Origin of the sequence: Streptomyces sp. FXJ1.172, from assembly GCF_001636945.3 — a bacterium.
Lineage (GTDB): Bacteria > Actinomycetota > Actinomycetes > Streptomycetales > Streptomycetaceae > Streptomyces.
Map to the genome: position 1 here is coordinate 1,488,521 of NZ_CP119133.2, position 26,083 is coordinate 1,514,603.

Genomic DNA, 26,083 nt, shown 5'->3' on the forward strand with positions numbered 1-26,083 from the left:
CCGTCGCCGCCGCTCCCGGGCGGCCCGGTCAGTCGGCGCTCTGTTCCGCCAGGCCCGCGGTCCACTTCTCCTCGATGCGGCCCGCCTTCCAGATCAGCAGGGCGACGGCCCAGGTGGCGAAGAAGAGGCCGACGATGACGAAGCCGACGGTGTTGAGGTCGAGTCCGGAGATCCAGTCCCAGAAGGCGCCGTGCAGGTGCAGCTTGTCGGCGAGCAGGCCGAGGAGTTCGACGGTGCCGATGATCAGGGCGACGGCGACGGACAGGCCGGTGATGGTGAGGTTGTAGTAGACCTTGCGGACCGGCTTGGAGAACGCCCATTCGTAGGCGAAGTTCATGAACGAGCCGTCGATGGTGTCCAGCAGCGACATGCCGGCCGCGAAGAGCACCGGCAGGGTCAGGATGGCGTACCAGGGCAGGCCGGAGGCGGCGCCCGAGCCTGCGAGGACCAGCAGGGCGATCTCGGTGGCCGTGTCGAAGCCGAGGCCGAACAGCAGGCCCAGCGGGTACATCTGCCACGGCTTGCGGATCGAGCCGGTGACGCGGCCGAGCAGGCGGTTCATGAATCCGCGGTTGTTGAGCTGGTGCTCCAGCGCGGCCTCGTCGTACTGGCCCGAGCGCATCGTGCGGAACACCTTCCAGATGCCGGCCAGGATGACGAGGTTGATGCCGGCGATGAGGTAGAGGAAGGCGCCGGAGACCGTCGTACCGATCAGGCCGGTGACCTCGTGCAGGCGGGAGTTGTCGTCGCGGACCGGCCCGGCCAGGCTCTTCAGGCCGAGCGAGAGCAGCAGCGACAGGCCGAAGACGATGCTGGAGTGGCCGAGGGAGAACCAGAAGCCGACCGAGAGGGGGCGCTGGCCCTCGCCCATGAGCTTGCGGGTGGTGTTGTCGATCGCCGCGATGTGGTCGGCGTCGAAGGCGTGCCGCATGCCGAGGGTGTAGGCGGTGACGCCGATGCCGATGCCGAAGGACTCCTTGCCGACGCTGAAGTGCTGCGGCGCGATGATGCCGACCAGGGTGCCCCAGCCGATGACGTGCAGCGCGAGGACGAAGCCGGCCATCCCGCCGACCCTGATCCACTCCTGCCGCGTCATGGAGCCACGGACGCGCTGCCAGGCCGATTTCCTGCGGTCGGCCTGGGCGGGGAGGGACGGAGCGGAACCAGGGGCGGCCGTCATCGGGAGGGTCATCCTTCGGTGGTGCGGGTACGGCTGCACAACGCAGCCCTGCGCTATCCAACCGCACTTGCAACCGATGCGCAATAAGCCGGACGGCATGGGTCAGGCGGAGAGCATGCCCCGGCCCAGCCAGTCCTTCGCGTCCCTCACGCCGGGCAGGGCGAAGAAGTAGCCGCCGCCCGTCGGGGAGATGTAGTCGACGAGGGGCTCGTCGATCAGCCGGGTCTGCACGGCCTCGAACTGGCGCTTGACGTCCTGGTTGTAGCAGCAGAACGCCAGGCCCATGTCGAGGTTGCCGACGTTGTCCACGCCCCGGTCGTAGTTGTAGCCGCGGCGCAGGATGCGGGAGCTGTCGCTCTGCGCGGTGCGCGGGTTGGCGAGCCGGATGTGGGCGTCCAGCGGGATCGCGTTGCCCTTCGGGTCCTTGGCGTACTGGGGGATGTCGGTCTCCTTGGCGCCGTCGAGCGGGGCGCCGGTGTCCTTGCGCCGGCCGAACATCTTCTCCTGCTCGCTCAGCGAGACCCGGTCCCAGAACTCCACCAGCATCCGGATGATCCGGATCACCTGGTAGCTGCCGCCCGTGGCCCAGGCCGGCTCGCCCTGGCCGTCGCCGACCCAGATCAGCTTGTCCGTCTCACGCGCGGAGGTCACGTCCGGGTTGGCGATGCCGTCCTTGAAGCCGAGCAGGTTGCGCTGGGCGCCGGTGGGGCGGGGGGCGTTCTGGAAGCCGTCGATGCGCCACTTGATCTGCATGGCGCCGCGCGTGTGCCGGGCGATGTCGCGCAGCGCGTGCAGCACGGTGTCCGTGCTCTGGGCGCAGATCTGCAGCGACAGGTCGCCGTGGCACTCGGCCGCGTTCAGGTTGTCGTTGGGGAAGGTCCGCATCGGGGTGAGCCGGGCCGGCTTGGCCTTGGCGAGGCCGAAGCGGTCGTCGAAGAGGGAGGCGCCGACACCGACGGTGACCGTGAGGCCGTCGGAGGGGACCTCGGGGCCGAGGATGCCGTTGTCGGAGGGCGGCGCGCCGACACCGAGGTCGGCCGGGGCGCCCCCGGAGGTGAGGAAGCGGGCTCGCTCGGTGATGGTCCTCAGCAGGTCGGCCAGGCCCCGCCGGTTCTCGGCTATGACGTCCAGGGAGACGAAGGTGGCGGCGGCCGGCGCGGGGGTGACGATCCCGGCCTGGTGGGCGCCGTGGAAGGGGATCCTGGCACTGCTGTCGGCGTTCGAGGTCTGCGCCTCGGCGGTGCCGCCGCTCTCACCGAGGGCGAAGCCGCCGCCGGCCAGGACCGCTCCGGCGGCACCGGCGCCCAGCGCGGTCCGCACGAAGGAGCGGCGGGCGGGGCCGGCGGGGCAGGTCGGCTGGTCGGCGGTCGGCATCGGTGGGTTCCCTTCGGAGTGCGGGTGCGCGGCGGTGGTCGAACGGGCCGCCGGATCGGCCGGCGAGCGGTCTGCGGGCCGGTTCATCAGGCGGACTTCCGGATCTCGAGCAGGTCCGGGATCGGGGCGAGGTCCTCCAGCAGCTGTCCGGTGGCGCCGTTCAGCCGCTGCCGGTCGGCCGGGGCCAGCTTGTCGACGCCGGTCCAGTGGTCGCCGTCGTGGGCCGCGTCCAGGAGCTTCTGCACGCGCGCGAGGTCCGCGTCGACCGTGGGGAGCAGCTTGGGCGCGCGCGTGGTGAGCAGCGGCCTGAGGACGGTGAGCAGCTCGCGGGTGCCGGAAAGGTTGGCGTCGGCGGTCGCGAGGTTGGTGCCGCTGCCCTCGTCGGTGTCGCCGGTCAGCTCGAACTGGAGGGTGTTCTCGAGGATCTCGTGGGCGCGCAGCGGCAGGTCGCCCGGGTCGAAGTCCTGGCCCGGGAACGCCTTCTGGAGCCCGGCGGTGTCGGTGGCGAGCTGCTGGGCGGGGCCGGTCAGCTCCGTGGCCGGCTGGCCGTGCCACAGGCCGTACTCGATGCGGTGGAAGCCGGTGAAGTCCTTGTCGTCGACGCCGCCCGGCAGTCCGTCGGCCCGGCCGTTGATCCTCTTGTCGAAGTCCTCGAAGGTGCCGTAGGCAGCGCCGAGCGAGGAGTAGGTGCGGTGGGCGGTGAGCCAGTCGGTGCGCGCCTTGTCCAGGTGGTTGCCCCGGATGTCGTCGGCGAGGGTGCGGGTCTGGCCGGCCAGGGTGGCCAGGCCCTGGCCGACGTACGTCTTGTACGCCTTCAGGGGCGTGGCGAGGTCCTGCTCGGAGACGGGGACGACCGGCTTGGCCGCGCCGCCGCCGGTGACGGTGACCGACTTGGAGGTGACGGCCTTGCCGCCGGTGGGGACGCAGCGCCAGGCGTAGGTGCCGCCGGCGACGGTGGCGACGAGGTCACGGGTGGTACCGGGGGCCAGGCCCTCGATCTCGCCGTAGACCGCGTTGGTGGACGGGTCGACAAGGTACACCTCGGAGGTCTTGCCGCCGGTGTTCTTCATCTGGAAGGTCTGCCGGCCCGGCTTGGGCGCCGTGAAGCCCTTGCCGCACTCGCTCTCGGAGACGGCGACGGTCTGGTCCCCGGCGGGCTTGGGCCGGGAGAAGGCGACGACGAGTCCGGCGATGACGGCGGGTACGGCGACCACGGCGGCCGGCACCACCCACACCGGCCGGCGCCGCGCGGGCCGCTCGGCCTTCGCCTCCCGCTCGGGGCGTTCCTTCGCCGGCTTCGGAGCCCTGGCCCGCACACCGCGCACGAACAGGGTCATCACGACGGCCAGGTAGGCGACGTAGGCCACTACCTGGAGCCAGGTCATGGTCGGGGTGAGGTTGAAGACGCCCTGGACCAGGGTGCTGTACCAGGAGCCGGCGTCGACGCTGCCGGCGAGGTCGAACGCGTAGGCGGTGTTGCCGGGCAGCACGCCGCCTTCCTGCAGGTCGCGCAGGCCGTAGCCGAGGACGCCGGCCGCGATGACGATCAGGACGACGCCGGTGGCGGTGAAGAACTTCGTCAGGTTGATCTTCAGCACCCGGCGGTACAGGCCCCAGCACAGGCCCGCCGCGAGGACCAGGCCGATGCCGGCGCCGGTCATCGGGCCCGCCGACTCGCCGGCCGCCCGCGCGGTCGTCCACAGGAACAGGGCGGTCTCCAGGCCCTCACGGCCGACCGCGAGGAAGGAGGTGAGGATCAGCACGCCCGAGCCCATGGCGAGGGCGCCGGTCACCTTCTCCTTCAGCTCGCCGGACAGGCTGCGGGCCGAGCGGCGCATCCAGAACACCATGGCGGTGACGAACGCGACGGCGATCACGCTGAGGGTGCCGCCGAACGCCTCCTGGGCGGTCGCGGGCATGGACGCGGCGGTGAAGGTGAGCACCGCGCCGAAGCTCATGGCCAGCGCGATCGCGGCCAGGACGCCGGTCCACACCTGGGAAAGCCGCGAGCGCGCCTCGGCCCGGACCAGGGTGGCGACCAGGATGGAGACGATGAGTCCGGCTTCGAGTCCCTCCCTCAATCCGATCAGGAAACTCGGAAACGCGTCGTCCCACATGACCTGCGGCCCTCCCAGACTTACTTAGTGAAGGCATGCCTAACCTTCGCGGACCATCATGACCACGGCCATGTAGTCAGTCAGTCACGAAATGGCAATGTACAGGTAAAGGCCGGGAACGATCGGCGGCCCGCGTTCGTTTCCGGTCCGGTCGAACGTCTACAAATATGTAGTCAGAGGTAGTTGATGGAAGCCGCAGAAAGCCGAAGAAAGGGCGTACGGCGATGGCCACTCCCCCACACCTGGCGTCGCAGCTCGCGGTCAATGTGCTCGACGCCCACTCGCTGCTCGCCGCCTTCGGCGTGCTCGGCGTCGGCGTGGTGCTCTTCGCCGAGACCGGCCTGCTGATCGGGTTCTTCCTGCCCGGGGACTCGCTGCTGTTCACCGCGGGCCTGCTGTGCACGGGAGCAGCCGACCGCGGGGTGCGCCTCTCCCTCGGTCCGCTGCTCGTCGCGGCGGCCGTCGGCGCCCTGGCCGGCTCGCAGTGCGGATTCCTGCTCGGCCGGAAGGCGGGCGGCGCACTGCTGGCCCGGACCCGGTCGGCGAAACTGCGCGAGGGCGCACAGCGCGCCGAGGAACTCCTCGAGCGGTACGGCCACGCCAAGGCCATCGTGCTGGCCCGCTTCGTCCCCGTGGTGCGCACGGTGCTCAACCCGATGGCGGGCGCCCTCGGTGTGCCGGCGAGAACCTTCACCGTCTGGCAGACGGTGGGCGGCCTCGTGTGGAGCCTCGGCCTCACCCTCGCCGGTTACGCGCTCGGCTCCTCGATCCCGAACGTCGACAAGTACCTCCTGCCGGTCATCGCGCTGATCGTCGTCGTGTCCCTGCTCCCGCTCGCCGCCGAGCTGCTGCGCTCCCGCAGGACCGCCAGGGAGGGAGCCTGCGGATGAACCTCGCGCTGAGGGACCCGTCCGCCGGACGGCTCCGCACGGACGTACTGGAGCAGCCGGGCGCCGGGCCGCGCCCGCTGCAGGTGTCATGAACCGCGCGAGGTTCACGGAGCACGCGGGCACCGTCGCCCTGGGCGCCTGGATGGCGTTCGCGGCGCTGGCCGCCGTGCTGATCAGCGACCAGGGCGCCCCGCTGTACCTGGACCGGGCCCTGTTGCACTGGAGCGTCGGGCACCGCCCCCCGGTGGCGGTCGCGGTGGCGCGCGGCCTGACCGATACGGGCACGGGTGCCGTGCCGTACGTCCTGGCCCTGCTGGCCGCGGTCATCGCGGGGCGCACCGTACGGCAGCGGCTGCTGGCCGCACTCCTCGGCGTGGTCTGCCTGGGGGCCGCCCAGGCGGTGCGCTACGGCGTGATGGACCTGGTCGCCCGGGCCCGGCCGCCGCAGTACGACTGGCAGACGCACGCCTCCGGCTGGTCGTTCCCCTCCGGCCACACCACCACGAGCGCCCTGACGGCAGGGCTGCTGATCCTTGCCGTCGGCATACGCGCCCCGCGGGGCCGGACCGTGCTCGCCGCGCTGGTCGCCGTGTGGGGGGCCGCGGTCGGACTGACCCGCGTCTACCTGGGTGTGCACTGGTTCACCGATGTGATCGGCGGCTGGCTGTTCGCCGCCGGCTGGCTCGCCCTGTCCGTCTGCGCGGTGGCCCGGTGGCTGCCCGCGCGTCATCTGCCCGGTGCCCCGTGGCCGGGCAGATCCCGTCCCAGCGATCCGGCCACCGGGCCGGTGGAGAGTCATGCGCCCAAGGATCCTCATCGTCGAGGACGATCACGCCCTGCGTGACGTGCTGCGCCGTGGTCTGCACGACGAGGACTTCGACACGGTCACGGCGCCCGACGGCGCCACCGCCCTGCGACTGGCGACGCCGGACGTGTCCGCCGTCGTGCTCGATGTCGGCCTGCCCGACGCCGACGGCCGCGACGTCTGCCAGGCGATGCGCGCGGGCGGATTCCACGCCCCGGTCGTCTTCCTGACCGCGCGGCGCGGGCTGACCGACCGGCTGTCGGGCTTCTCGGCCGGCGGCGACGACTACCTGCCCAAGCCCTTCCATCTCGCCGAGCTGGCCGCCCGGCTGCGCGCCGCCCTGCGCCGGGCCGCACCCCCGGCCGCGCCCACCGCCGCGGGCGGTCTGGTGCTGGACGCCGTCCGGCACGGCGCCACCGTGGACGGCAGCCGCGTCGACCTCACCCCCACCGAGTTCCGGCTGCTGGCCGCGCTCACGGCGGCGGGCGGGGAGCTGGTGCGCCGCCGCGATCTGCTGCGCGCCGGCTGGCCGGAGGGGGCTCAGGTCAGCGACAACACGCTGGACCAGTATCTGACCCGGCTGCGCCGCAAGCTGCGCGCGGCCGGCAGCGAGCTGACCATCACCACGGCCCGCGGCATCGGTCACCGCCTGACATGAGGTCCCCCGCACCCGTCCGCCCGCTCCGCGCCCGGCTCGCGCCGCGCACCCTGCGCGGGCGGCTCTCCCTGGTCGCGCTGACCACGGCCGCGCTGTTGATGGTGATCCTCACCGTGGTGTTCAACACCGTGGTCCGCCACCGCCTCCAGCGGGAGGCGGACGACGAACTGCACGCCCGGGCGGCGGCCGTGGCCGCCACCGTCGACGCGCGGCACGACCGGGTGCGGGTGCTGGAGACCTCCGGCGACCGGCTCCTGGACACCAACGCCTGGATCTACGCCGGCGGCCGGCTGCTGGAGCAGCCCCCGTCCGGGGCCGGTGAACTCACCCGCGCCGCCGGCACTCTGGCCGCCCGGGGCGGGCGCGACTGCCGCACGGTGCACGGCCCCGACACGGTACGGCTGTGCGCGGAGCCGGTGCCCGGTGCCGCGGCGCGGGCCACCGTGGTCACGGCACTGGACCTCGCGCCGTACCGCAGCTCGGCCCGGACGCTGCTGCTGGGCTCGTTCGCGCTGGACGCGGTGATGCTCGCCTGCACCTACGCGCTGACCCGGCTGGCGGTGCGGCGGGCGCTGCGGCCGGTGCGCACCATGACGGACCAGGCGACGCAGTGGAGTGCCGTGGGGTCCCAGGAGCGTTTCGCGGGCCGGGGCCGGCCGGCCGAACTGGCCGCGCTCGGCGCCTCGTTGGACTCTCTGCTGGACCGCATCCGGGCGGTGCTGCGGCACGAGCGGCAGCTGACCGGAGAGCTGTCCCACGAACTGCGCACCCCGCTCAGCCGGATCGTGGCCGAACTGGACTGGTGGCGCGCCCGCCCCCGTTCCGACGCCGAGACGAAGGCCTGCCTCGACGTCGTCGCCGAGGCCGCGCAGTCGATGCGCACCATCTGCGACACCCTGCTGGACGAGGCCCGCGAGGGCGTGCCCACGGCTCCCGGCACCGCCGACGTGCCGACCGTGCTGCACCGGCTGGCCGCCCCCGCGGACGGCTCCGGCGCGGTGCGGGCCGTCGTCCGGCACGGGCCCGGCCCGCTGACGGCAGGAGTGCAGCCGGCGCTCCTCGAACGGATCGTCAGTCCGCTGCTGGCCAACGCGGTGCGCTACGCCCGTACGGCGGTCACGCTCGCCGCGTCCCGGTCGGACGACGGCATCCGGATCGAGGTCACGGACGACGGCCCAGGCGTACCGGCCGCCTTCACCGAGCTGCTCTTCCAGCCCGGCACGCGGGCCGAGCCCGGCGACGGGCACGGCGGCGCGGGCCTCGGGCTCTCGCTCGCCCGGCGGCTGGCCCGCTCGGCCGGCGGCGAGGTCTCCCACGACCCCGGGCACCGGCCCGGGGCACGGTTCGTGGTCACCCTGCCCGCGGGCTGACCCCGCTCGGGCCGGCCGGCCCGATCCGAACGACACCCCCTAGAAGGGTCATGAAGATCTTGGGGTTCTGGCCCCGCCGCGTGAGCGGCGGGGCCAGACTCGTTTCGTGGTGATGGGGGAATGGGCCGGGGAGACGGTCGGACCGGATGTGTGGGAGACCTGCCGGGAGTTGATCCCGGCAGGGAGTGTGTTCGCGTTTCTGGCCGAGCACCGTGGTGCGCTGTTTCCGGCTGAGATGTTCGCGGACATGTACCCGTCGGCGAACGGGCGGCCGAGCATGCCGCCGCAGATCCTGGCCGCGGCGATCACGCTGCAGGCCCTGCACGGGCTGTCGGACTTCGAGACGGTCCAGGAACTGCGGTGTGACCTGCGATGGAAGGCCGCCTGCGGACTCGGTCTGCATGACATGGCGTTCGATCCGTCGTTGCTGGCCTACTTCCGGCGCCGGCTATCGCGTTCGCCCCGGCCCAACCGGGTGTTCGAGGCCGTGCGCGAGGTCGTGAAGGCCACCGGCGTGCTGAAGGGCAAGCACCGGCGGGCGCTGGACTCCACCGTGCTGGACGACGCGGTCGCCACCCAGGACACCGTCACCCAGCTCATCGCCGCCGTCCGCGCGGTGATCCGCGAGGTCCCCGGCGCGGCCGAGGTGGCCGCGGTGCAGTGCACCGCGCACGACTACACCGATCCCGGCAAGCCCCGTATCGCCTGGAACGACGAACAGGCCCGCGCCGCCCTCGTCGACGCCCTGGTCACCGACGCACTCAGGCTGCTGGGCCACCTGCCCGAGCAGGAACTGGGCGAGAAGGCGGCCAACGCACTCGGCCTGCTGGCCCTGGTCGCCGGGCAGGATGTCGAGCCGGCCGAGGACTCCGACGGCCGCGACGGACGCTGGCGCATCACCCAGGGGACCGCTCCAGGCCGCGTCGTGTCCACCGTCGACCCCGAAGCCCGCCACATCCACAAGACCCGCACCCACCAGCAGGACGGATACAAAGCCCACCTGGCCATCGAGCCCGAGACCGGCTTATACACCGCCGTGGCTCTGCGGCCCGGCGCCGGAGCCGAGCACCACGAGGCCACCGTCGGCCTGGACCTGCTGGCCGACGAGGAGAACCCGGTGGACGCCTTCGGCGACACCGCCTACTCCGCCGGCGACACGCGCCAAGCCCTCCACCAGGCGGGACACCGGCTGTTCTTCAAACCCGCCCCGCTACGGCCCGCCGTCCCCGGCGGCTTCACCCTGGACGACTTCACCATCAACACCACCGCCGCCCTCGTGACCTGCCCCGCCGGGCACACGGTCCCCCTGTCGGACCCCGGCGGACAGCACCACCAGCGCAAGGCCGCCTTCAAGGACCTGTGCACCCGATGCCCGCTGCGTGAGCGGTGCACCAAGGCCAAGGCCGGCCGCATCCTGACCATCCGCCCCCACCACGACCTCCAGGCCGCGGCCCGCCACCAAGCCGCCACCGACCCGGACTGGCAAGCCGACTACCGGCGCTGGAGACCCCCGGTCGAACGCGCCGTCGCCTGGCTCGTCCAGCACGGCAACCGCCGCCTGCGCTACCGCGGAACCATCAACAACAACACCTGGCTCCACACCCGAGCCGCCGCCCTCAACCTCCGCCGACTGATCAACCTCGGACTCACCCACACCGGCGGCCGCTGGCAACTCGCCCCGCCAACCGCATAGCAACAGGGGCTGCCCGGCCTCCGGCCGGACAGCCCCCCACCAAGATCTTCATGAGCCTTCTAGCCTTCGACTTCGATCGTGACCCTCCACCTGCCTCCTGCCGCGGTCGTGCTGGTCAGTACGGCCGTGCCGTCCGCGGCACCGACGAACATCGCGGGGGTGACGCCCATCGGCGCGGTCATCACACCGGTGTTCGCGGGCGCCAGTACGCCGTTCCCGCTTGCCTGGACCGGCTGCCACCGGTCGCGATTCTGGGCGGTCAGGAAGACGTCCACCCGCCGGCCGCGTGGCAAGCAGTACAACCCGCTGTGTTCCTGGGTCAGTTGTCCGGCCGAGTGCGGCAGTACGGCGGCCGGGAGCTTTGCGCAGGCGGGCGGTGCCGACGCGGGTGAGGTGGGTGCCGGGGTCGCCGCCACCGGACGTGTGCCGGTGGTGCAGGCGGACAGCAGGGCGGCGGCCACGAGCGTCAAGGCGGGCAGGGCTCGGTTCACGATCGTGCTCCTCGGGTGAGGCCGCAGGCCGGGCCCGCCCCGCTGAGGGGACGGGCCCGGCCTCCGGAACAGGATGCGCTGTCAGTGCTGGTTGCTCGCGCTGGTGTAGGAGACGACGCAACCGCCCGCGCCGCCATTGAAGTTGTTGCTCCACAACGACTGCACGGCGAAGTTCGTGCCGTTCAGGCCGACGATGGAGGACGCGCCCTGCCCGCTGGAGATCCAGGCGCACTTGTCACCGGTCTCGTAGCCGGTGCTGTCCGTCCAGCCGCTGCTGGGTGCCGGGTCGGTGAGGGTCTCGGCGTACTCGTGGCCGCCGACGATGGTGATCCCCTCGGTGGCGCCGTTGACCCCGGACGAGCCCGTGGAGACGAAGTTGGCACCGCACCCCGAACCGGCGTCCGTGATGTAGGGCATGTTGGTGTAGGGCAGGTCGGCCCCGGATCCGGTGGTGGTGTGGTCGTGCCAGGCGCAGTACTGCGTCTTGAAGCCGTTGGGCACGACCCCGTGCGGCAGGTCCACGATGACCTCGGCGTTGTCGCCGGAGACCCCGAAGTGGGCGGCGGCCTTGACCGCCTCGGCGGCTATCGCGGCATCGCTCGGTCGGTTGGCGACCTTGGCCGAGCTGTCGAGCCAGGTTCCGCCGACGGGGTTGGCGGCCGGGTGGCCCACTGCCGTGCCGGCGCCGTTGCACTGGGTGGTACCGGTGGCCACGCCCTGGCAGTACTGGGTCTGCGAGTTGGACCAGGTGTCACCGCTGCCGTAGGCGTGCTGGAAGAAGTTCAGCTGCAGCGCGGCCTCGCCCGAGGGGTCGTTGGTGACCGTGGAGCCGGTGCCCCACTGATTGCCCCAGTAGACGACGTAGATCTTCGGGCTGGTGACGACGTTGCCGCCACCGTAGGAGAGGTTGCCGGCCACGGCGGCCGCAGCCTGTGTGCCATGAGCCTTCATCCCGTGGTGGGGGGCGAGTTCGCTGGCCCCGGCAGGTGCGGCGGCGGCAAGACCGACGACGGCGAGCGCGGTGGCGCAGCCGGCGGCACGTACAGAACGAAGCACGGTGGTGCCCTTCTCTGTCGGTTGGACTTGCGGGAGGGCTGTGCAACGCCGCTGGCCAGACGGCTCGTTGGTGTCACCACGGTGGATGGTGCCTTGCGCCGCGAGACGTTAGGTGATCTTTCACCTGTCGTTCAATACTGTTTCATCAGCCTCAGAGCGAACTCAGAGGTTCGGGCGACACATCCGACCCCCTGGATCCGCGAGAACCTGCTCCGACGGGCCGCCGGCGGACGTCCTGCTGTGGAAGTCTGAGTCTTACAGGACGTGCGACAAAGGGTGTGCGACAGTCCTGTCACAGCGGGGCGGACCAGGAGGAGGAGCTGATCATGCCGAGGCCGCAGGACCGGGGCGACCGCGAGGGCGCCCGGCCGGACAGTCGCTGCACGGCAGCCGTGCCCGCCACCGCGCCGGCCGCCGCGACCGCCCTGGCACTGGCCGGCGCCGCCGCGGCACTCGGCCGCTTCCTGGAAGTGCCGCACCCGTGACCGGACCCGACACCACACCCCCGCAGGCCGCCGGACGCGGTCCGGCATGGCTGACCCGCAACGTCAAGGTGCTGTGCGGGGTCTCCCTCCTCCAGGACGCCGCCAGCGAACTGCTCTATCCGATCCTGCCGATCTTCCTGACCACCGTGCTGGGCGCCCCGGCCGCCGCCGTCGGCGCCATCGAGGGACTCGCGGAGGGCGCCGCCTCGGTCACCAAGGTCGCCGCCGGACGCCTGGCCGACCGCTTCGCCCGCCGCCCGCTCATCGGCGCCGGCTACGGCCTCGCGGCTTTCGGCAAGCTGCTCATCGCGCTCGCCACCATGTGGCCGCTGGTCCTCGTCGCGCGCGTGGTCGACCGGCTCGGCAAGGGCCTGCGCGGCGCGCCCCGCGACGCCCTCCTCGTAGGCGGCATCCCCGACGGGCAGCGCGGCAAGGTCTTCGGGCTGCACCGGGCGGCCGACACCGCGGGCGCCGTGGTCGGCCCGCTCGTCGGCCTGGCCCTGTACGAGGCGCTGGACCACCGTCTGCGCCCACTGTTCTGGATCGCCCTCATCCCAGCCATCGCCTCCGTCGCCCTGGTCGCCGCCGTCCGCGACCCGCGCCACGCAGCGAGTTCGGGCACCGGCCGCGGATCGGCCGCCCGTGTGCCGTGGCGCGCCCTGCCCGGACCGTACTGGCGGGTGCTGACGGTGCTGACCGCGTTCAGCCTCGTCAACTTCCCCGACGCGCTGCTCCTGCTGCGCGCCCACGACCTCGGCCTGACCACCGCCGGGGTGGTCGGCGCGTACGCGGTCTACAACCTCGTCTACGCCGCCCTGTCCTACCCTGCCGGAGCCCTGTCCGACCGGCTGTCCCGTCCGCTCGTGTTCACGGCGGGCCTGGTCTTCTTCGCCGCCGGCTACCTCGGCCTCGGCCTGATCCACGCCCCGTGGGCGGTGTTCGTGGTGCTGCCGCTGTACGGCGGCTTCAACGCCTGCACCGACGGAGTCGGCAAAGCCTGGATCTCCACCCTCGTCCCCGATCACCAACAGGGCACCGCCCAGGGCCTCTACCAGGGCATCACCGGCGCCGCCGTTCTTCTTGCGGGCCTGTGGGCCGGGCTCGCCTGGGGCGCTGACGGGCACGTTCCGCTTCTGGTGTCCGGCGCAGCCGCCCTCGCTCTGGCCGTCGCCCTGCCCGTCCTCGGCCGCACTCGGCATGCCGGCGGGTGACCACCACGTCCGCCGGCACGACTGTTGCTCCGACGGCGGCACCCGGGGAGAGGCGGTGCGGGGTTCGCCGGCGGGTCCGGCCGCCTCGGTGCATGCGGGTTCAGGCCGTGGTGGTGCGCAGGTTTCCACTGGGACGGGGGCCGATGAGGACGCGGGACAACACGCGTGGGTCGGCCAGCGTCAGGGGTCCGGCGGTCATGTGGAAGAGGCTGGAGAAGGCGGTGTAGACCTTCGGGTCGTGGGGGACCGTGTCGATCAAGCGGTTCATGAACCAGTTGCCGGCCTTGACCGGCCAGGCGGGGTGCGACTGTGCCCAGGCCCGGTCCGGGATCGTTGCCATCAGCCATGAGAAGGCGGTGACGCGAGCCAGCCGCTTCTGGAAGGCATGTCCGTCCAGGGGGGTCCGGGTGCGCCGGCTGCGGAGCATCTGCTCCAGGAGCCGGGCCTCGAGGGCGGCGACGGTCATGCCCTGGCCATAGGCGGGGTTGAAGGTGCACACCGAGTCCCCCAGAGCGATCAGTCCGTCGGGCCAGCGGGGCAGGCGGTGGTAGGCGGTCTTCTGGTTGAGGGTGCGGGCGTAGCGGCGCACGGCGGAGGCGGGGGTGAGGGAGGTGATGGTGTCGGCGATGGGGCCGCGCAGGGTTTTGGCGAAGGCGAGGAAGTCGTCGTCGCCGTGCGGTGGTTGGGTTCCGCCGCCTGCGTGCAGGGTGACGTGCAGTAGGTCGTCCTCGATCCGGATCGCGTAGCAGCCCCTGGGGAAATCGGGTGCCCGCAGGGGCTCCAGCAGGCCCATCCAGGAGGGCAGGGACTGTCCTGCCGGACAGGAGTAGGTGCGTGAGGCGTAGCCGATCTGCGCATCGACGGTGGTCTTGCGGGGGTCGGGCAGGCCGAGGGCGGCGAGCCACCGCGGCAGGCGGGAGGAGCGGCCCGAGGCATCCACCACGAGGTCCGCGGCGATCTCGTCCTCGCTGTCGCCGTCCTTCACGCGCACACCGACGACCTTGCCGGGACCGGTCGTACGCAGGCCGGTCACGGTGAGGCCGTCCCGGACGGTGACGGGTTCCAACGCCCTCACCCGCCGGCGGAGCACGTGCTCCAACAGGGGCCGTGAGAACGTCTGGGTCGGCATGTCCATCGGTACGGGCGGCGGTGAACCGCCGGGCAGCACGGCACGCAGGCCTTCGCCCCAGTCCCACACCGGCGCGCCGGCCTGTTGCAGCTCGGCCCGCAGCCCGGGGAAGTATCCCTCGAACACCTCGGCACCGAGGGCCAGGAGGCCATGCACATGATGCCCCTGCGGCACCCCGGCCCTGGGCCCGGGCGCACTCGGAAGCGTGTCGCGTTCGACGACGGTGACGGCCTCGAAGCTGTCGGCCAGCACACGAGCGGCGGCGAGACCCGCCATGCCCGCCCCGATCACCACCGCGTGCCGGACACCCGTACCCATGGGCATGCCGCTCCCTCCCTGCCGCGGGCCGAATCCCGCTGTTCCCGGGCCCCTTCACTGCCCCGAGCGGGCGGCACGTATGCCACAGCGGGCAAGCCGACGAGCACATTGAGTCACCGGGGTGACATTCCCCCGGTATCCGGAAATCCTTGCGGTGAACGTGAGTTGACGGGAACTGCGCCCTTGCCCGGAAAGACGCCGGGAGGAACGACGTGCGGGCTCAGGTTCTCCGTTGGAGACTGGAGCAGGTACGGGGCTGCCGGTGTACGAGACCAGGGCGCGGTGGGCATGAATCACGGCACGACACACTCCCCCGATGGGACGGACCTCGTTTTCACCCATTCCGTGTTCGGTGCGCCGTGCTGGGTGAGCCTGACCAGCCGCGATCTCGAGGCGACGCAGGAGTTCTACGGCGCCGTGCTGGGCTGGCGCTGGCGTCCGGCCAGGCTCGGCGACCACTTCCGGATCGCGATGGCCGGCGCGGTACCGGTCGCCGGGATCGCCGCGGTCGCCGCCTTGTGGCAGATGGCGGTGGCCTGGACGCCCTACTTCGCGGTCCCCGACGCCGACCAGGCCGCCGCCCGGGCCCGGGAGCGCGGCGGAACGGCAGCCGTCGGGCCGCTGCGGTTGCCACCCGGGCGCGTGGCACTGCTCGCCGACCGGGACGGAGCCACCTTCGGCGTCTGGGAGGGGGAACTCGTCGGCCGCTGGGAGTGCCGGCGGCGAGCGGCACCGACCTTCATCACACTGCACACCCGCGACGCCTTCGACGCCGCCATCTTCTACAGCGGGATCCTCGACTGGGCCTCGGACCTCCCCGGCTGCTGCGAGGTCGAGTACGCGGGAGGCGCGGTGCTGCTGCGCAGCCGGGGCGACATCGTGGCCCGTATCGAATCGGGCTCGGTCGAGGCGCCACCCGATCCTTCCGTCCGGCCGCACTGGCAGGTCCACTTCGCGGTCGCCGACGTGACGGCGTGCGCCCGGGCCGCGGAGAAACACGGCGGCAGCGTCCTGGACGAAGGTGAGCACGAGGCCACACTGCGCGATCACGACGGCGCCCAGTTCACGGTCACCTCACGCCGGGAACGCTGACGTCCGGCCGGGTGCCGTACCGGGCCGCGCGTCCGTCCGGTCACCTGGCGTCGTCTCCCCGTCACCTGCCGGGTCTTCGTCCGCGGCCACCTGGCCCGGGCACCTGCTCGTCGGTGCCGGCCGGGACGAGATCGTCCGGCTTCCGGAGAAATGAGGGGATTAAACGGTGCGAGCCTGCTCACCCGGGAGGCATGGCCCGGTCCAACGACGAGATCGCCGCCCTGTTCGCCGAGTACGCGGACCTGATCTCGATCACCGGTGGAGACGCGTACAAGGCGCGCGTCTACGAGAAGGCCGCCCGGTCGGTGGGCGGCCACCACGCCGATGTGTCCACCCTCGACGCCAAGGCTCTGAAGGAGATCCCGAACGTCGGCAAGTCGATCGCCGAGAAGATCACCGAGTACTTCCGCACCGGCACGGTGTCCGCCGTCGAGGAACTGCGGGCGAAGATCCCCGCAGGTGTACGGCGGTTGACCGCCATCCCGACCCTCGGCCCGAAGAAGGCGTGCGTCCTGTACGAGGAACTGGGCATCTCCTCGGTCGAGGAACTGGCCGACGCCATCCACGAGGAGCGGCTGCGCGACCTGAAGGGCTTCGGCCCGAAGACGGAGGAAAACATCCTCCACGGCATCGAACTCCAGCAGTCCTCCGGGGGCCGCGTCCTGCTGGACGTCGCCATGGACCTCGCCGACGACGTCGTGGGCGAGCTGTCCCGTGTCACCGGCTGCCGCACGTGCGCGTACGCCGGATCGCTGCGGCGGATCCGCGAGACCATCGGCGACATCGACGTCCTCGTGGCCGCGCAGAAGCCGGCACCGATCATGCGGGCGTTCACCGAGCTGCCGTACGTCTCGGAGGTCATCGCGCACGGCGAGAAGAAGACCTCCATCCGCACCACCAAGGGTCTCGCCGTCGACCTGCGGGTCGTGCCGCCGGACTCCTGGGGTGCGGCCCTGCAGTACTTCACCGGTTCCAAGGCACACAACATCCGCACCCGGGAACTGGCCGTGCACCAGAAGCTCAAGCTGTCCGAGTACGGGCTGTTCGACGCCGAGAGCGGGAAGAAGATCGTCTCCGAGACGGAGGAGGAGGTCTACGACCGGATCGGCCTGCCGTGGATCCCGCCGACGCTGCGCGAGGACCGCGGGGAGATCGAGGCCGGGCTGCACGGTGAACTGCCCGACCTGATCGAGGAGTCGGACCTGCGGGGCGACCTGCACACCCACACCGACCTCACCGACGGCCTCGCCCCGCTGGAGGAGATGGTCGCGGCGGCCGCCGCGCGCGGCTACGCCTACTACGCGATCACCGACCACGGCCCGAACCTGTACATGCAGCGGATGACCGACGAGCGGATGCTGGCCCAGCGCGAGGAGGTGCGCGCTCTCGACGGCGTCTACGGCAGACGCGGCCGGCGCAGCCGCGGCGGCGGCATGCGGCTGCTGCACGGGGCGGAACTCAACATCGGCCCCGACGGCGAAGTGGACTGGCCGCAGGAGTTCCTGGCCGGCTTCGACCTGTGCGTCGCCTCCGTGCACTCGCACTTCAACCAGTCCCGCGAGGCGCTGACCCGGCGGATCGTACGGGCCTGCGAGAACCCGCACGTCAACATCATCGGCCACCCCACCGCTCGCATCATCGGCAAGCGGCCGCCCATCGACGCCGACCTCGACGAGATCTTCGCCGCGTGCGCGCGCACCGGCACCGCCCTGGAGATCAACGCGCACCCGGACCGGCTCGACCTGCGCGACGAGGACATCCTGCGGGCCAAGCGCCACGGGGTGAAGTTCGCCGTCGACAGTGACGCCCACTCCACGCTCCACCTGGCCAACATGCGCTACGGCGTGGGAACCGCCCAGCGCGGCTGGCTCGCCAAGGACGACGTGATCAACACCTGGACGCAGGCAAGGCTGCGGCGCTTCCTCGCCAAGAAGGACAACAAGGAGGTGAAGCGACGGTCCGCGGCCTGAACCGCGGATCACCGAGGCTTCGAGAGCCGGCCGTGTGCGGCTACCGCTGGGGGATGGCGAGTTCACCGCCGCGGTAGAGACCTTCCCGCTCCTCGACCACGTACGGGGCCATGCCGGCGCGTCGCTGCGCCTCGGGCTCGGAGGCCCGCCAGGAGTCGCAGGCCTGCCTGGAGTCCCAGAACGACACCCCGGTGATCTCCTGTCCGTCCTCGGACCAGTACGCGAAGGCGCGGCGCATGCCCGGGGGGTGGGTGGCCGGCCGCCACGCCTTCTCGAAGTCCTCCAGGGTGCCCGGCCGAATGCGGCGGGTCGTCACCCAGACGAAGTGCTCTTCCATCGCGGCCTCCTGCGCTGCGGCTTCCGGTTCGCCTCGTCGGCACACTCCTTCGACCACCGTAGATCCACAGCCCCGATGGCGCCTGCCCGGCGATCGCCGGCGGCGAACCCCGTCCAGCGCCATGCAACGGCCTCACCGCAGTGAAAGGATCGGTGCCATGGGCACCGAGATGGACTGGGTGTACCGGGTCGACGAGCCGCACGGCTCGGCCGGCTGGCGCCCCTACAGTGACGACCCCGACCGCTGGCAGGGGACCGTCACCACCGACGACCCCGCCGAGAATGCCGAGTACGTCGCCGCCCTCGTCATCACCCACCTGGTGACCGAATGGAGGATGAGCGGAACCGGCCAGCAGCACGTGCGCGTGATCGTCTGGGAGGACGAGGAGGGCGTCGGCCCCGAGGACGCGGCCCTCACGGTGGAGATCCGGCCCCATGTCGACGAGGAGTGAACTGACGCCCACCGGGATCAGGGCGCCGCGTGCGGGCCGTCCGGGCGGTCGGTGCGGCGCAGGATCATCTCCCGGGTCAGTTCCTCCGTCTCCGCCTCCGGCAGCCGCTCGAAGCCGTCCTCGGTGATCAGCGCCACGACGGGGAAGATCCGGCGGTTCAGGTCGGGGCCGCCGGTGGCGGAGTCGTCTTCCGCCGCGTCGTACAGCGCCTGGAGCGCGGCGAGGACGGCCTCGCGGCGGGTCAGGCCCGGCCGGTACAGCTTCTTCAGGGCGCCCCGGGCGTACGGTGAGCCGGAGCCCTCGGCGTAGAAGTCGGACTTCTCGTACAGGCCGCCGGCCGGGTCGAAGCCGAAGATGCGGCCGCGTCCGCCGTCGGGTCCGCCGACGTCGTACCCGGCGAGCAGCGGGACGACGGCGAGGCCCTGCATGGCCTGGGCGAGGTTCTGCCGGATCATGGCCGCGAGCCGGGTCGCCTTGCCCGCGAGGGTCATAGGGGTGCCCTCGATCTTCTCGAAATGCGTCAGCTCGACCTGGTACAGGCGCACCATGTCGACGGCGAGGCCGACGGTGCCGGCGAAGGCGACGGCCGTGTAGTCGTCGGCGGGGTGCACCTTCTCCAGGTCGCGCTGGGCGATCAGGTTGCCCATGGTGGCCCGGCGGTCGCCGGCGATGAGCACGCCGTCGCCGTAGGTCAGGGCCAGCACCGTGGTGCCGTGCGGGAAGCTGTCGGGGGCTGTCCGTACGCCCTCGGGCAGCCTGGGCCGGGTGGGCAGGAGGCCGGGGCGGTGGGCGGCCAGGAACTCGGTGAAGGACGACGTCCCCGGTGTGAAGAACGCCTCGCTCGGCAGCCCTGCCGTGTCGTTCCCCGCCATGGCTCTCCCCCTCCTGTACGGCATGTCGACACCCGACTCCTACCTGATGCGGGCCCGCGGGAAACTCCGCGTCGCTCACAGGGCCTTGCGCCGCACCAGCGCCCCGAGCACCAGCAGGCCCGGGAGCAGGGGCAGCCACACCGTCAGCAGCCGGTAGCCGAGCACGGCGGAGGCGGCGGCCGCGCCGGGGGCGCCGGAGACGGTGAGGGCGAGGGCGAGGGCCGCGTCCAGGGAGCCGAGGCCGCCGGGGGTGGGCAGCAGGGCGGCGGCGCTGCTGGCGGCGAGGTAGAGCAGGGCCACCTGGAGCGGGGGCAGCGGCAGTGCGACGGCCTGGCCGACGGCGATGAGGACCGCGGAGTGCAGCGCGGCGAAGGCGAGGGAGCCGCCCCACAGGGCCGCCGCGCGGGCGGGACAGGCGTGCAGCGCGCGGATGTCGGCGAGTACGGCCGTGAGGGCGCGGCGGCAGCGCGGCCACCAGGGGGTCGCGAGCAGGGCGGCCGGCAGGACGGCGGCGGCCGCTGCGACGGCGAGGACGGTGGGCGAGAGGTGCGGCAGGTGCAGCAGGCCCGGGCAGGCGGGGGCGAGCAGCGCGATCAGCGCGAGGCGGACGACGGCTCCGGCGGTGGCCTTGACGGCGAGGGCGCTGGCGCTGCGGCCCGCGGGCAGTCCGCAGCGCATCAGGAACCGCAGGTTGACGGCGCCCGCGCCGAGCCCGGCGGGCAGCAGATGGTTCGCGGCGGAGGCGGCGAACTGGGCGGCGACCAGCCGTGGTCCGGGCAGCCGCCGGACGACCGCGCCCTGCTGGGCCAGTGCCGAGGCCGCCCAGGTGCCCAGGGCCGCCGTCGCGCCGACCAGCATCCAGCCCTGGTCGGCCCCGGCCAGCCGCCCGGCCCCGCTCTCGAGGGCGGGCCAGTGCCGGCGGGCCAGGAACAGCCCGCCGAGCAGGACGGCGAGCAGGACGCCCGCGTGCCAGTAGGCGCGGCGCCGGACGGGCGGCGCGGCGAGTTCCGCATCCGGTGCCGTCTCGGCGCTTGGAGCCGTCTGCGTACCGTGGGAGGTCATCGGCCGCTTCCGGGCGGGGGGACGGACGGCCGCCGGCCGCAGGGGGGCCCGGAAGGCCGGCCGCCGGTGTGCCCGCAGCGCGCGGAGTCCACGGGTGCCTGCGGTGCGGCGGGCAGGAGAGGGGGGCGGTGGTGCCGCTGTGCGGCGAGTGTGGCGTACGCGCTGCCGGCCATCATCACCCCTCCTGTCCCCGCGCCGTGCGGGTTCGCCGTCACCCTACAGCCTGTAGGGCAAAGCGGGAGTCGGGAAAAGACCGCCGAAGCACGGTAAAAGCACCGCCGGACCCAGGGGGAAACACTGCCAAACTACCCCGTATCGCGGCCTCTTGTCGGGTGGACGGGGCCATCCGGCCTACGCACTACGCGCTGTAAGGTTGGGGCATGGCTGGCACAGAGTCCCGCAGCAGGGCGGAGCGGCGCAGCGCCGGGGAGCTGGAGAGCGAGGTGCTGGCGGCGCTGTGGGCGACCGAGCGGCCGCTGACCCCGGCGGAGATCCAGGCGGAGGTCGACGGGGCACTGGCCTACAACACGGTGCACACGATCCTCAAGCGCCTGTACGACAAGGGGCTGGTGCTGCGGGACGCCGACGGGCGGCGCGGCGCGTACCGGCCGGCGAAGAACGCGGCCGAGCTGACCGCCGAGGCGATGCACGAGGCCCTGGACCGGGGCCCGGACCCGATCGCCGCGCTCCAGCAGTTCGTCACGGGGCTGAGCCCGGAGGAGGAGCGGGCGCTGCGCGAACTGCTCGCCGGAGGCGGCGCATGATGTTCGACGTGTACGGCCCGCTGGTGCTGTCGCTGCTGCTGGCCGTCGTCGGCCCGCTGATCGCCCGCCGGGTCGCCCCGGCGCTCGCCGCGCGCGTCCTGGCCTCGGCGGCCGTGGTGACGGCGGCGGCCACCGCCTGGTCGCTGGTGCTGCTGACCACCGCGCTGCTCGGGCACGCGCCGCCGGTGATCCGCGAGGCCCGCGAGCAGGGGCACCCGATGCCGGATCCGGTGCCGGCGGCGATCGGGCTCGGCGCGGCCGTGGCGCTGCTGGCCGTCGCCGTACGGGTGCACCGGGCCGTGCGGGCCGAGCGGTCCACGCGGCGGGCGCTGCGGCGGCTGTGCGCGGGCCAGCCGGCCGGCACCGAACTGATCGTGGCCGCCTCCGAGGTGCCGCGGGCGTTCGCGATTCCGGGCCGGCCCGGCCGGATCCTGGTGACCTCGGCGATGCTGAGCGCGCTGGCACCGGCCGAACGGCGGGTGCTGCTCGCCCACGAGCGGGCGCACCTGGCGCACCGGCACGGGGCACTGGTCACCGCGGTGACACTCGCCGCCGCGGCCAATCCGCTGCTGACGCCGGTGTGCAGGGCCGTCGCCTTCCTCGTGGAGCGGTGGGCGGACGAGCAGGCCGCGGCCGCGGTCGGGGACCGGCGGGCCACCGCCCGCGCGCTGGCCCGGGCCGCGCTCACGGCGGGCCGCGCCCGGGCCGGCTGCGCCCTGGGCTTCACCGACCACGCCGTCACCCGCCGGATCGCGGCCCTCCAGACGAGTCCGCCGCCACACCTGTGGTCCGCGGCGGCGGCCGTCCTCACCCTGGGCGCCCTGCCCGCCCTGCTCGCCGCCGACGCGACGGGCGACCTGATGGCGCTGCTGTCCGGCGTGCTGACCTGAGCCCACCGCCTGGCGGCGGAAGGCCCCCCGAGTGACCGCCGGCCGCGAGGGTCACCGGGTCTGGCCTCTCATCTGCTCGGCCCCCGCCCGCAGCTTCCTGCGGTCGTCCGGGGTCGTGGCGTAGCCGAACCGGGGGCACAACGTGTGCTGCGGGCTGCCCGGCATCGGGGTACGCATCAGGGCCACGGCCCGGTACTTCAGCGCGTGCATGTCGTGGACGGCGAGCAGCAGCGGGTCCTTGGACTGCTTGCCGCCGGGCGCGGCCTTGTTGCCGACTTCCTTCTGTCCGCCCGAGAAGGCGAGGTACAGGTCGTCGACGAGCTGCGTGTACGCGAGGTCGAACTCGTTGAGCGCGGCACCCTCGGGACCTCCCGTGGTGGCGCCGTTGGGCTTGACGAACTCGGCCGGGTGGACGGCCTCGTAGTCGACCAGCAGCAATGCGCCCGCCGGGGTCTGTCCCGCCGTCTGGGTGCTGCGGAAGCGGCGGCCGGTCTGCAGCTCGCGGAAGCGGGCGTAGTGCGAGTACATCTGCCAGCCGTAGCCCAGCCTGTCCTCGGTGGTGACCGTCTTGGCCGGCTGCTTCAGGGACTTCTCGGGCAGGCCTTCGCCCTGGTCAACGATTCTGTGAATCGCCGCCAGCGCGCTCCCTCGGTCCTTCACCTCGACCACCTCGCCCGCGCCGCCGTAGTACTGGGTGGCCTTCACCTGGTTGACGGCCTTGAAATCCGCGTCCTTGCAGATCTTCTTGTTCTGCAGCGCGGCGCTGATCGCGTCGTAGAACTCGCCGATGGTGGGGTAGCCGCCTTCGGGGCACTTGATCTCGGCGGGGCTGCTCGCACCGTGGTGGGGGTGCTCGATCCTGACGAAGCAGTCCACGGCCTCGGGCGTGAGCGGGCGCAGCGCGAGTTCCCCGATGCCGGAGACCAGCGGGCTGGTGAACGGGTACGCGGGGACCGGGTTCACCTGCCTGCCCCGGAACTCGACGGGCCCGGTACTCGGTTTCTCGCCGAGGCAGTTGAGGACGTTGGCGGCGAGTGCCATGTGGAGCATCTCCTCCATGACCACGCTGCGGATCGTCTGCGCCGCGTCCGGGTTGGTGCCGTCCTTGATGGAGTAGAGCGCGGTGAGGTAGACGGGGATGGTGCTCAGCTCCAGGCCCACGGCCAGTTGCAGGGCGGCCTTCAGCTCCGTGAGGTTCTTGATCGGTTCCGGGTTCCGTGCGCTCACTTGCTCAGCTCCTCGGCGATCTTGTCGCCCGTGCGCAGCGCCAGGGCGGTCATGGTGAGCGTCGGGTTGGAGGTGCCGAGCGTCGGCATGCTGCCGCATCCGGCGACGAACAGGTTGCGCAGGTCATGGCTGCGCTGGTGGCTGTCGACGACGGAATCCGTGGGGTCATCGCCCATCCGGTGGGTGCCCACGACGTGCCCCGCGCCGCGCACCCAGTAGGTCTTGCCCTTGTAGCGCACCTGCGCCGCGTCGCCGGCGTCGTAGTGCGAGTAGTCGCCGGTCTCGTACGTGGGCCGCCGGCGTTTCTCCGTCATGCCGAGCCGCGCGAACAGCTGTCTGCTCGCCTCGGCCGCCCAGGGCAGCGACGCCTTCACGTACTCCGACAGGTCGTACTCGATGACCGGCCGGTGCTTGCCCAGCGCGTCCTTGTAACGGTCGTCGATGGTGACGCGGTTGCGTGCCTCCGGGTCCTGCTCCAGTTCCCAGGCGATCCGGAACTGGCGGGGCAGGATCCTGCCGAGTTCCTTGCGCAGCTGTCTGCCGTAGCACTTCGCCCTGCCGTCCTTGCTGCCGCCGACCAGGTCGAGGACGGTGTCGTAGGGGGAGTTCTCCGGGAAGTTCCAGCCCCAGTTGCCGATCTCCACGCGGAAGGCCGTGCGGGTGTCGCGGAAGCCGCCGTCGCGGAACGCGGGGATGCCGGAGGTGGATCCGGGGCCCCGGTAGGCGCCGACGTTCTCCGGGAGCAGGCCCCAGGTGAGCAGCAGCGGGTGGTCCATCAGGTTCCTGCCGACCTGGTCGCTGCTGTTGGCGGCGCTGCCGGAGGCGAGCAGCAAGGTGGCGTTCTCGATGGCGTTGGCGGCGAGCACGTAGGCGCGGGCGGTCACCGTGTGGTCCGTCGCCGGGGAGCCGTCGTCGTAGTACGTCTTGTACGTGAGGCCGGTGACCGCGCCCGTGCTGTGCAGCACCTGCGTGACGACGCACTGGCTGCGGATGTCGACCCTGGCCCGCCGCCCCGGCTTCTCCCCGTCCCCGAGGGCGTACGGGTACCTGACGATCAGCTCGTAGAGCGTCTTGAGCGCGTTGTACTTGGCCTGGACGGGACAGATCGGGATACAGCTCGAGTTGCCCTCGCAGCGCTGGCCCCGGTCGGCGTTCCCGGCGGCGCCCACGACCTTGTAGTCCGGCCTGGCCGGGGTGGAGTTGCGGGCGACCGGGGTGTTGCTGATCCGGATGGTGAACTTGTGCTCCTTCTCGCCCGGGTACCCGGCGGGCAGCGTGACCGTCATGTCGTCGACGTGCTTGGCCAGGTACTGGTCGAGGTAGCTGGAGGGGATCTCCTCCATGGGGAAGCTGTAGGTGCCGCCCGGGAACTTGTCCACGTTCGCGCTCTTGAAGAACTTCCTCGGATCGCCCTTCTCGATGCCCGGGTAGTACTGGTGGCCCACGTCCGCCGCGACGCCGATGATGTCCCATTCGGCCCGCTCGTAATAGGGCTTCAGCTCGTCGTAGCCGATCGGCCAGTTGACGGACCTGCGGTACTTCTCCCGCATCCGGAAGTCGTTGGGCAGCATCCGCAGGCAGGTGCCCAGCCAGTGCAGGGTGGTGCCGCCGAGCGAACGGGCGTAGTCGCTGCCGAAGGGCATCGGGCCCTTCTGGACGAAGTACCCCTGGTCGCTGACGGCCGGCCTGCCCTGCGCGTCCTGGAGCGGCCTGATGTCCAGCACATCCGGCTGCGGCGCCGAACTGCTCGCGGGATAGGGGGCGTTGGGCACCTTGACGAGCGCCTCGTGGTACGCCTCCACATACGTGTCGTACTTGTCGGCGCTCAGGGCCGTGGCCCGGCCGGCCTCCAGGATCAGGATGCGGGGGAACTTCTTCTTCCTGGCGCACTGCTCGACGACCGTCTTGGCGATGACGGCCCCGCAGATGCCGCCGCCGACGATGACGAGGTCGTAATCGGGGGTGCTCATGGTGCTACCTCGGGGTCACAGGGACTGGGGGTCGAGCAGGGACGGCGGCTGGGCCCAGGAGCCGAAGCCCGGCGGCTTGCCGCCCATCGGGTGCGCTCCGGCGGCGACCCAGACCAGGCCCTCGCGGTAGCCCTGGCTGGAGACGACGTGTTCGACGTCGTCCGCGGTCGACCCGAAGCGGTCGCGGTACGCACCGGAGAGCGGGTACCAGCGGCCGAGGTACCAGAGCTTGATCAGGCTGACGGCGACGGACCCGAAGCGCGGATTCTCGATCACCGCGGCCCTGAAGGCCGCGCCGTCGTTCCTCGCCCCTTTGTCCTGGTCCTTCGCGATCGCTTCGCTCGCGTAGCGCAAGAGCTGCCCGGCCTCGCGTTCGCCGATCATCCTGAGCAGCGTGTCGTAGTACGTGTCAATCATGCCCGTGCCGGCCAGCTCCGCCCGGTCGAAGCCGGTGAGCTGCACGGAGATGTCGGTGAAGATCTGTTTCGGGGTGCGGGGGGTGTCGTTGCTGCCCATACGACTCTCTCTCGCACCAAAGAGGCGAAAGTAACCCGAGGCCCCCCTCGTGCCCCCGGCCTGTGCGAGGGACCGGAGAGGGGCTGCGACGTGCACAGACCGGCGCTGCGGGAGACGGCGCGACGATGCCGAGTTTCACTCGCCCGTAGCAGCGG

At 72.1% G+C, this 26,083-nt stretch carries 24 protein-coding genes; 12 read left to right on the plus strand and 12 right to left on the minus strand.

Translation table 11 applies throughout. From position 1 onward, the window contains the following. Positions 1–28 precede the first annotated feature (28 nt). The 3 genes from A6P39_RS06670 to efeU all read right to left on the minus strand — a co-directional run bounded on the left by A6P39_RS06670 (position 29) and on the right by efeU (position 4,671). The gene (locus A6P39_RS06670; RefSeq protein WP_199840736.1) at positions 29–1,180 is read right to left on the minus strand and encodes a HoxN/HupN/NixA family nickel/cobalt transporter; all 1,152 of its coding nucleotides are present in this window, start codon (positions 1,178–1,180) and stop codon (positions 29–31) included. Between the two features lie 102 nt (positions 1,181–1,282). Continuing rightward, positions 1,283–2,554, minus strand: a complete 1,272-nt coding sequence (gene efeB, locus A6P39_RS06675) for an iron uptake transporter deferrochelatase/peroxidase subunit (protein WP_067042462.1) — start codon at positions 2,552–2,554, stop codon at positions 1,283–1,285. Positions 2,555–2,640: 86 nt separating this feature from the next. After that, the gene (efeU, locus tag A6P39_RS06680; protein WP_067042439.1) at positions 2,641–4,671 is read right to left on the minus strand and encodes an iron uptake transporter permease EfeU; all 2,031 of its coding nucleotides are present in this window, start codon (positions 4,669–4,671) and stop codon (positions 2,641–2,643) included. A gap of 224 nt (positions 4,672–4,895) precedes the next feature. Between efeU and A6P39_RS06685 the strand changes: the two genes are divergently transcribed. From A6P39_RS06685 to A6P39_RS06705, 5 genes are all read left to right on the plus strand, one after another. Then, positions 4,896–5,561: a DedA family protein gene (locus A6P39_RS06685; RefSeq protein WP_067042442.1), complete on the plus strand. Its 666-nt coding sequence runs from the start codon at positions 4,896–4,898 to the stop codon at positions 5,559–5,561. Positions 5,562–5,649: 88 nt separating this feature from the next. Then, complete coding sequence (locus A6P39_RS06690) at positions 5,650–6,405, plus strand: phosphatase PAP2 family protein (RefSeq protein ID WP_067042445.1); 756 nt, start codon at positions 5,650–5,652, stop codon at positions 6,403–6,405. After that, the gene (locus tag A6P39_RS06695) at positions 6,359–7,024 is read left to right on the plus strand and encodes a response regulator transcription factor (protein WP_067042448.1); all 666 of its coding nucleotides are present in this window, start codon (positions 6,359–6,361) and stop codon (positions 7,022–7,024) included. The genes A6P39_RS06690 and A6P39_RS06695 overlap by 47 nt, the downstream gene beginning before the upstream one ends. Further along, entirely contained in the window at positions 7,021–8,394 is a 1,374-nt protein-coding gene (locus A6P39_RS06700; RefSeq protein ID WP_067042450.1) for a sensor histidine kinase, read from the plus strand. The genes A6P39_RS06695 and A6P39_RS06700 overlap by 4 nt, the downstream gene beginning before the upstream one ends. 112 nt (positions 8,395–8,506) lie before the next feature. Next, complete coding sequence (locus A6P39_RS06705) at positions 8,507–10,087, plus strand: IS1182 family transposase (protein ID WP_275883982.1); 1,581 nt, start codon at positions 8,507–8,509, stop codon at positions 10,085–10,087. Positions 10,088–10,146: 59 nt separating this feature from the next. Here A6P39_RS06705 and A6P39_RS06710 read toward each other — a convergent pair whose 3' ends face one another. Then, a complete protein-coding gene (locus A6P39_RS06710; protein WP_067043947.1) occupies positions 10,147–10,578 on the minus strand; it encodes a hypothetical protein in 432 nt (143 codons plus the stop codon). Positions 10,579–10,659: 81 nt separating this feature from the next. Beyond that, positions 10,660–11,634 carry a hypothetical protein gene (locus A6P39_RS06715; RefSeq protein ID WP_107304312.1) on the minus strand — a complete coding sequence of 325 codons (975 nt, stop codon included), beginning with the start codon at positions 11,632–11,634 and terminating at the stop codon, positions 10,660–10,662. A 326-nt stretch (positions 11,635–11,960) separates the two neighbouring features. Between A6P39_RS06715 and A6P39_RS06720 the strand changes: the two genes are divergently transcribed. Both A6P39_RS06720 and A6P39_RS06725 read left to right on the plus strand, forming a co-directional pair. Continuing rightward, positions 11,961–12,119, plus strand: coding sequence for a hypothetical protein (locus A6P39_RS06720; RefSeq protein WP_159395994.1), 159 nt, complete (start codon positions 11,961–11,963; stop codon positions 12,117–12,119). Then, entirely contained in the window at positions 12,116–13,330 is a 1,215-nt protein-coding gene (locus A6P39_RS06725) for an MFS transporter (protein WP_067043956.1), read from the plus strand. The genes A6P39_RS06720 and A6P39_RS06725 overlap by 4 nt, the downstream gene beginning before the upstream one ends. A 100-nt stretch (positions 13,331–13,430) precedes the next feature. Here A6P39_RS06725 and A6P39_RS06730 read toward each other — a convergent pair whose 3' ends face one another. Next, positions 13,431–14,783, minus strand: a complete 1,353-nt coding sequence (locus A6P39_RS06730; RefSeq protein ID WP_107304313.1) for an NAD(P)/FAD-dependent oxidoreductase — start codon at positions 14,781–14,783, stop codon at positions 13,431–13,433. A 282-nt stretch (positions 14,784–15,065) separates the two neighbouring features. Between A6P39_RS06730 and A6P39_RS06735 the strand changes: the two genes are divergently transcribed. Both A6P39_RS06735 and polX read left to right on the plus strand, forming a co-directional pair. Further along, on the plus strand, positions 15,066–15,869 hold the full coding sequence (locus A6P39_RS06735; protein ID WP_067044275.1) for a VOC family protein: 804 nt from the start codon (positions 15,066–15,068) through the stop codon (positions 15,867–15,869). A gap of 191 nt (positions 15,870–16,060) precedes the next feature. Further along, complete coding sequence (gene polX, locus A6P39_RS06740; RefSeq protein WP_067043964.1) at positions 16,061–17,839, plus strand: DNA polymerase/3'-5' exonuclease PolX; 1,779 nt, start codon at positions 16,061–16,063, stop codon at positions 17,837–17,839. Between the two features lie 40 nt (positions 17,840–17,879). Here the strand turns inward: polX and A6P39_RS06745 are convergent, their stop codons facing one another. After that, positions 17,880–18,176 carry an antibiotic biosynthesis monooxygenase gene (locus A6P39_RS06745; protein ID WP_067043967.1) on the minus strand — a complete coding sequence of 99 codons (297 nt, stop codon included), beginning with the start codon at positions 18,174–18,176 and terminating at the stop codon, positions 17,880–17,882. Positions 18,177–18,333: 157 nt separating this feature from the next. Between A6P39_RS06745 and A6P39_RS06750 the strand changes: the two genes are divergently transcribed. Next, positions 18,334–18,627 carry a hypothetical protein gene (locus A6P39_RS06750; RefSeq protein WP_067043970.1) on the plus strand — a complete coding sequence of 98 codons (294 nt, stop codon included), beginning with the start codon at positions 18,334–18,336 and terminating at the stop codon, positions 18,625–18,627. A 17-nt stretch (positions 18,628–18,644) separates the two neighbouring features. Here A6P39_RS06750 and prcB read toward each other — a convergent pair whose 3' ends face one another. After that, on the minus strand, positions 18,645–19,499 hold the full coding sequence (prcB, locus tag A6P39_RS06755) for a proteasome subunit beta (RefSeq protein ID WP_067043972.1): 855 nt from the start codon (positions 19,497–19,499) through the stop codon (positions 18,645–18,647). A gap of 75 nt (positions 19,500–19,574) precedes the next feature. Next, positions 19,575–20,561 (minus strand): lysylphosphatidylglycerol synthase domain-containing protein, encoded by a 987-nt coding sequence (locus A6P39_RS06760; RefSeq protein WP_067043975.1) that lies wholly within the window; start codon positions 20,559–20,561, stop codon positions 19,575–19,577. A gap of 380 nt (positions 20,562–20,941) precedes the next feature. Here A6P39_RS06760 and A6P39_RS06765 point away from each other — a divergent pair, with 380 nt between their 5' ends. Further along, the gene (locus tag A6P39_RS06765) at positions 20,942–21,325 is read left to right on the plus strand and encodes a BlaI/MecI/CopY family transcriptional regulator (protein ID WP_067043979.1); all 384 of its coding nucleotides are present in this window, start codon (positions 20,942–20,944) and stop codon (positions 21,323–21,325) included. Next, entirely contained in the window at positions 21,322–22,215 is an 894-nt protein-coding gene (locus A6P39_RS06770; RefSeq protein ID WP_067043983.1) for a M56 family metallopeptidase, read from the plus strand. Before A6P39_RS06765 ends, A6P39_RS06770 begins: the two co-directional genes overlap by 4 nt. 51 nt (positions 22,216–22,266) lie before the next feature. Here the strand turns inward: A6P39_RS06770 and A6P39_RS06775 are convergent, their stop codons facing one another. The 3 genes from A6P39_RS06775 to A6P39_RS06785 are packed head-to-tail and all read right to left on the minus strand — an operon-like array spanning position 22,267 to position 25,928. Continuing rightward, complete coding sequence (locus A6P39_RS06775) at positions 22,267–23,442, minus strand: ferritin-like domain-containing protein (RefSeq protein ID WP_067043986.1); 1,176 nt, start codon at positions 23,440–23,442, stop codon at positions 22,267–22,269. Continuing rightward, positions 23,439–25,412 (minus strand): GMC family oxidoreductase, encoded by a 1,974-nt coding sequence (locus A6P39_RS06780; RefSeq protein WP_067043989.1) that lies wholly within the window; start codon positions 25,410–25,412, stop codon positions 23,439–23,441. The genes A6P39_RS06775 and A6P39_RS06780 overlap by 4 nt, the downstream gene beginning before the upstream one ends. Before the next feature lie 15 nt (positions 25,413–25,427). Next, positions 25,428–25,928 carry a hypothetical protein gene (locus A6P39_RS06785; protein ID WP_067043992.1) on the minus strand — a complete coding sequence of 167 codons (501 nt, stop codon included), beginning with the start codon at positions 25,926–25,928 and terminating at the stop codon, positions 25,428–25,430. Positions 25,929–26,083 lie beyond the last annotated feature (155 nt).

Bases quoted from the DNA above. Each gene is read 5' to 3' on its own strand.
- efeU (WP_067042439.1), bottom strand. From the start codon at position 4,671: ATGTGGGACGACGCGTTTCCGAGTTTCCTGATCGGATTGAGGGAGGGA.
- A6P39_RS06730 (WP_107304313.1), bottom strand. From the start codon at position 14,783: ATGCCCATGGGTACGGGTGTCCGGCACGCGGTGGTGATCGGGGCGGGC.
- A6P39_RS06690 (WP_067042445.1), top strand. From the start codon at position 5,650: ATGAACCGCGCGAGGTTCACGGAGCACGCGGGCACCGTCGCCCTGGGC.
- A6P39_RS06780 (WP_067043989.1), bottom strand. From the start codon at position 25,412: ATGAGCACCCCCGATTACGACCTCGTCATCGTCGGCGGCGGCATCTGC.
- A6P39_RS06760 (WP_067043975.1), bottom strand. From the start codon at position 20,561: ATGACCTCCCACGGTACGCAGACGGCTCCAAGCGCCGAGACGGCACCG.
- A6P39_RS06785 (WP_067043992.1), bottom strand. From the start codon at position 25,928: ATGGGCAGCAACGACACCCCCCGCACCCCGAAACAGATCTTCACCGAC.
- efeB (WP_067042462.1), bottom strand. From the start codon at position 2,554: ATGCCGACCGCCGACCAGCCGACCTGCCCCGCCGGCCCCGCCCGCCGC.
- A6P39_RS06735 (WP_067044275.1), top strand. From the start codon at position 15,066: ATGAATCACGGCACGACACACTCCCCCGATGGGACGGACCTCGTTTTC.
- A6P39_RS06770 (WP_067043983.1), top strand. From the start codon at position 21,322: ATGATGTTCGACGTGTACGGCCCGCTGGTGCTGTCGCTGCTGCTGGCC.
- A6P39_RS06720 (WP_159395994.1), top strand. From the start codon at position 11,961: ATGCCGAGGCCGCAGGACCGGGGCGACCGCGAGGGCGCCCGGCCGGAC.
- A6P39_RS06695 (WP_067042448.1), top strand. From the start codon at position 6,359: ATGCGCCCAAGGATCCTCATCGTCGAGGACGATCACGCCCTGCGTGAC.
- polX (WP_067043964.1), top strand. From the start codon at position 16,061: ATGGCCCGGTCCAACGACGAGATCGCCGCCCTGTTCGCCGAGTACGCG.
- A6P39_RS06670 (WP_199840736.1), bottom strand. From the start codon at position 1,180: ATGACGGCCGCCCCTGGTTCCGCTCCGTCCCTCCCCGCCCAGGCCGAC.
- prcB (WP_067043972.1), bottom strand. From the start codon at position 19,499: ATGGCGGGGAACGACACGGCAGGGCTGCCGAGCGAGGCGTTCTTCACA.
- A6P39_RS06750 (WP_067043970.1), top strand. From the start codon at position 18,334: ATGGGCACCGAGATGGACTGGGTGTACCGGGTCGACGAGCCGCACGGC.
- A6P39_RS06700 (WP_067042450.1), top strand. From the start codon at position 7,021: ATGAGGTCCCCCGCACCCGTCCGCCCGCTCCGCGCCCGGCTCGCGCCG.
- A6P39_RS06765 (WP_067043979.1), top strand. From the start codon at position 20,942: ATGGCTGGCACAGAGTCCCGCAGCAGGGCGGAGCGGCGCAGCGCCGGG.
- A6P39_RS06745 (WP_067043967.1), bottom strand. From the start codon at position 18,176: ATGGAAGAGCACTTCGTCTGGGTGACGACCCGCCGCATTCGGCCGGGC.
- A6P39_RS06685 (WP_067042442.1), top strand. From the start codon at position 4,896: ATGGCCACTCCCCCACACCTGGCGTCGCAGCTCGCGGTCAATGTGCTC.
- A6P39_RS06705 (WP_275883982.1), top strand. From the start codon at position 8,507: ATGGGGGAATGGGCCGGGGAGACGGTCGGACCGGATGTGTGGGAGACC.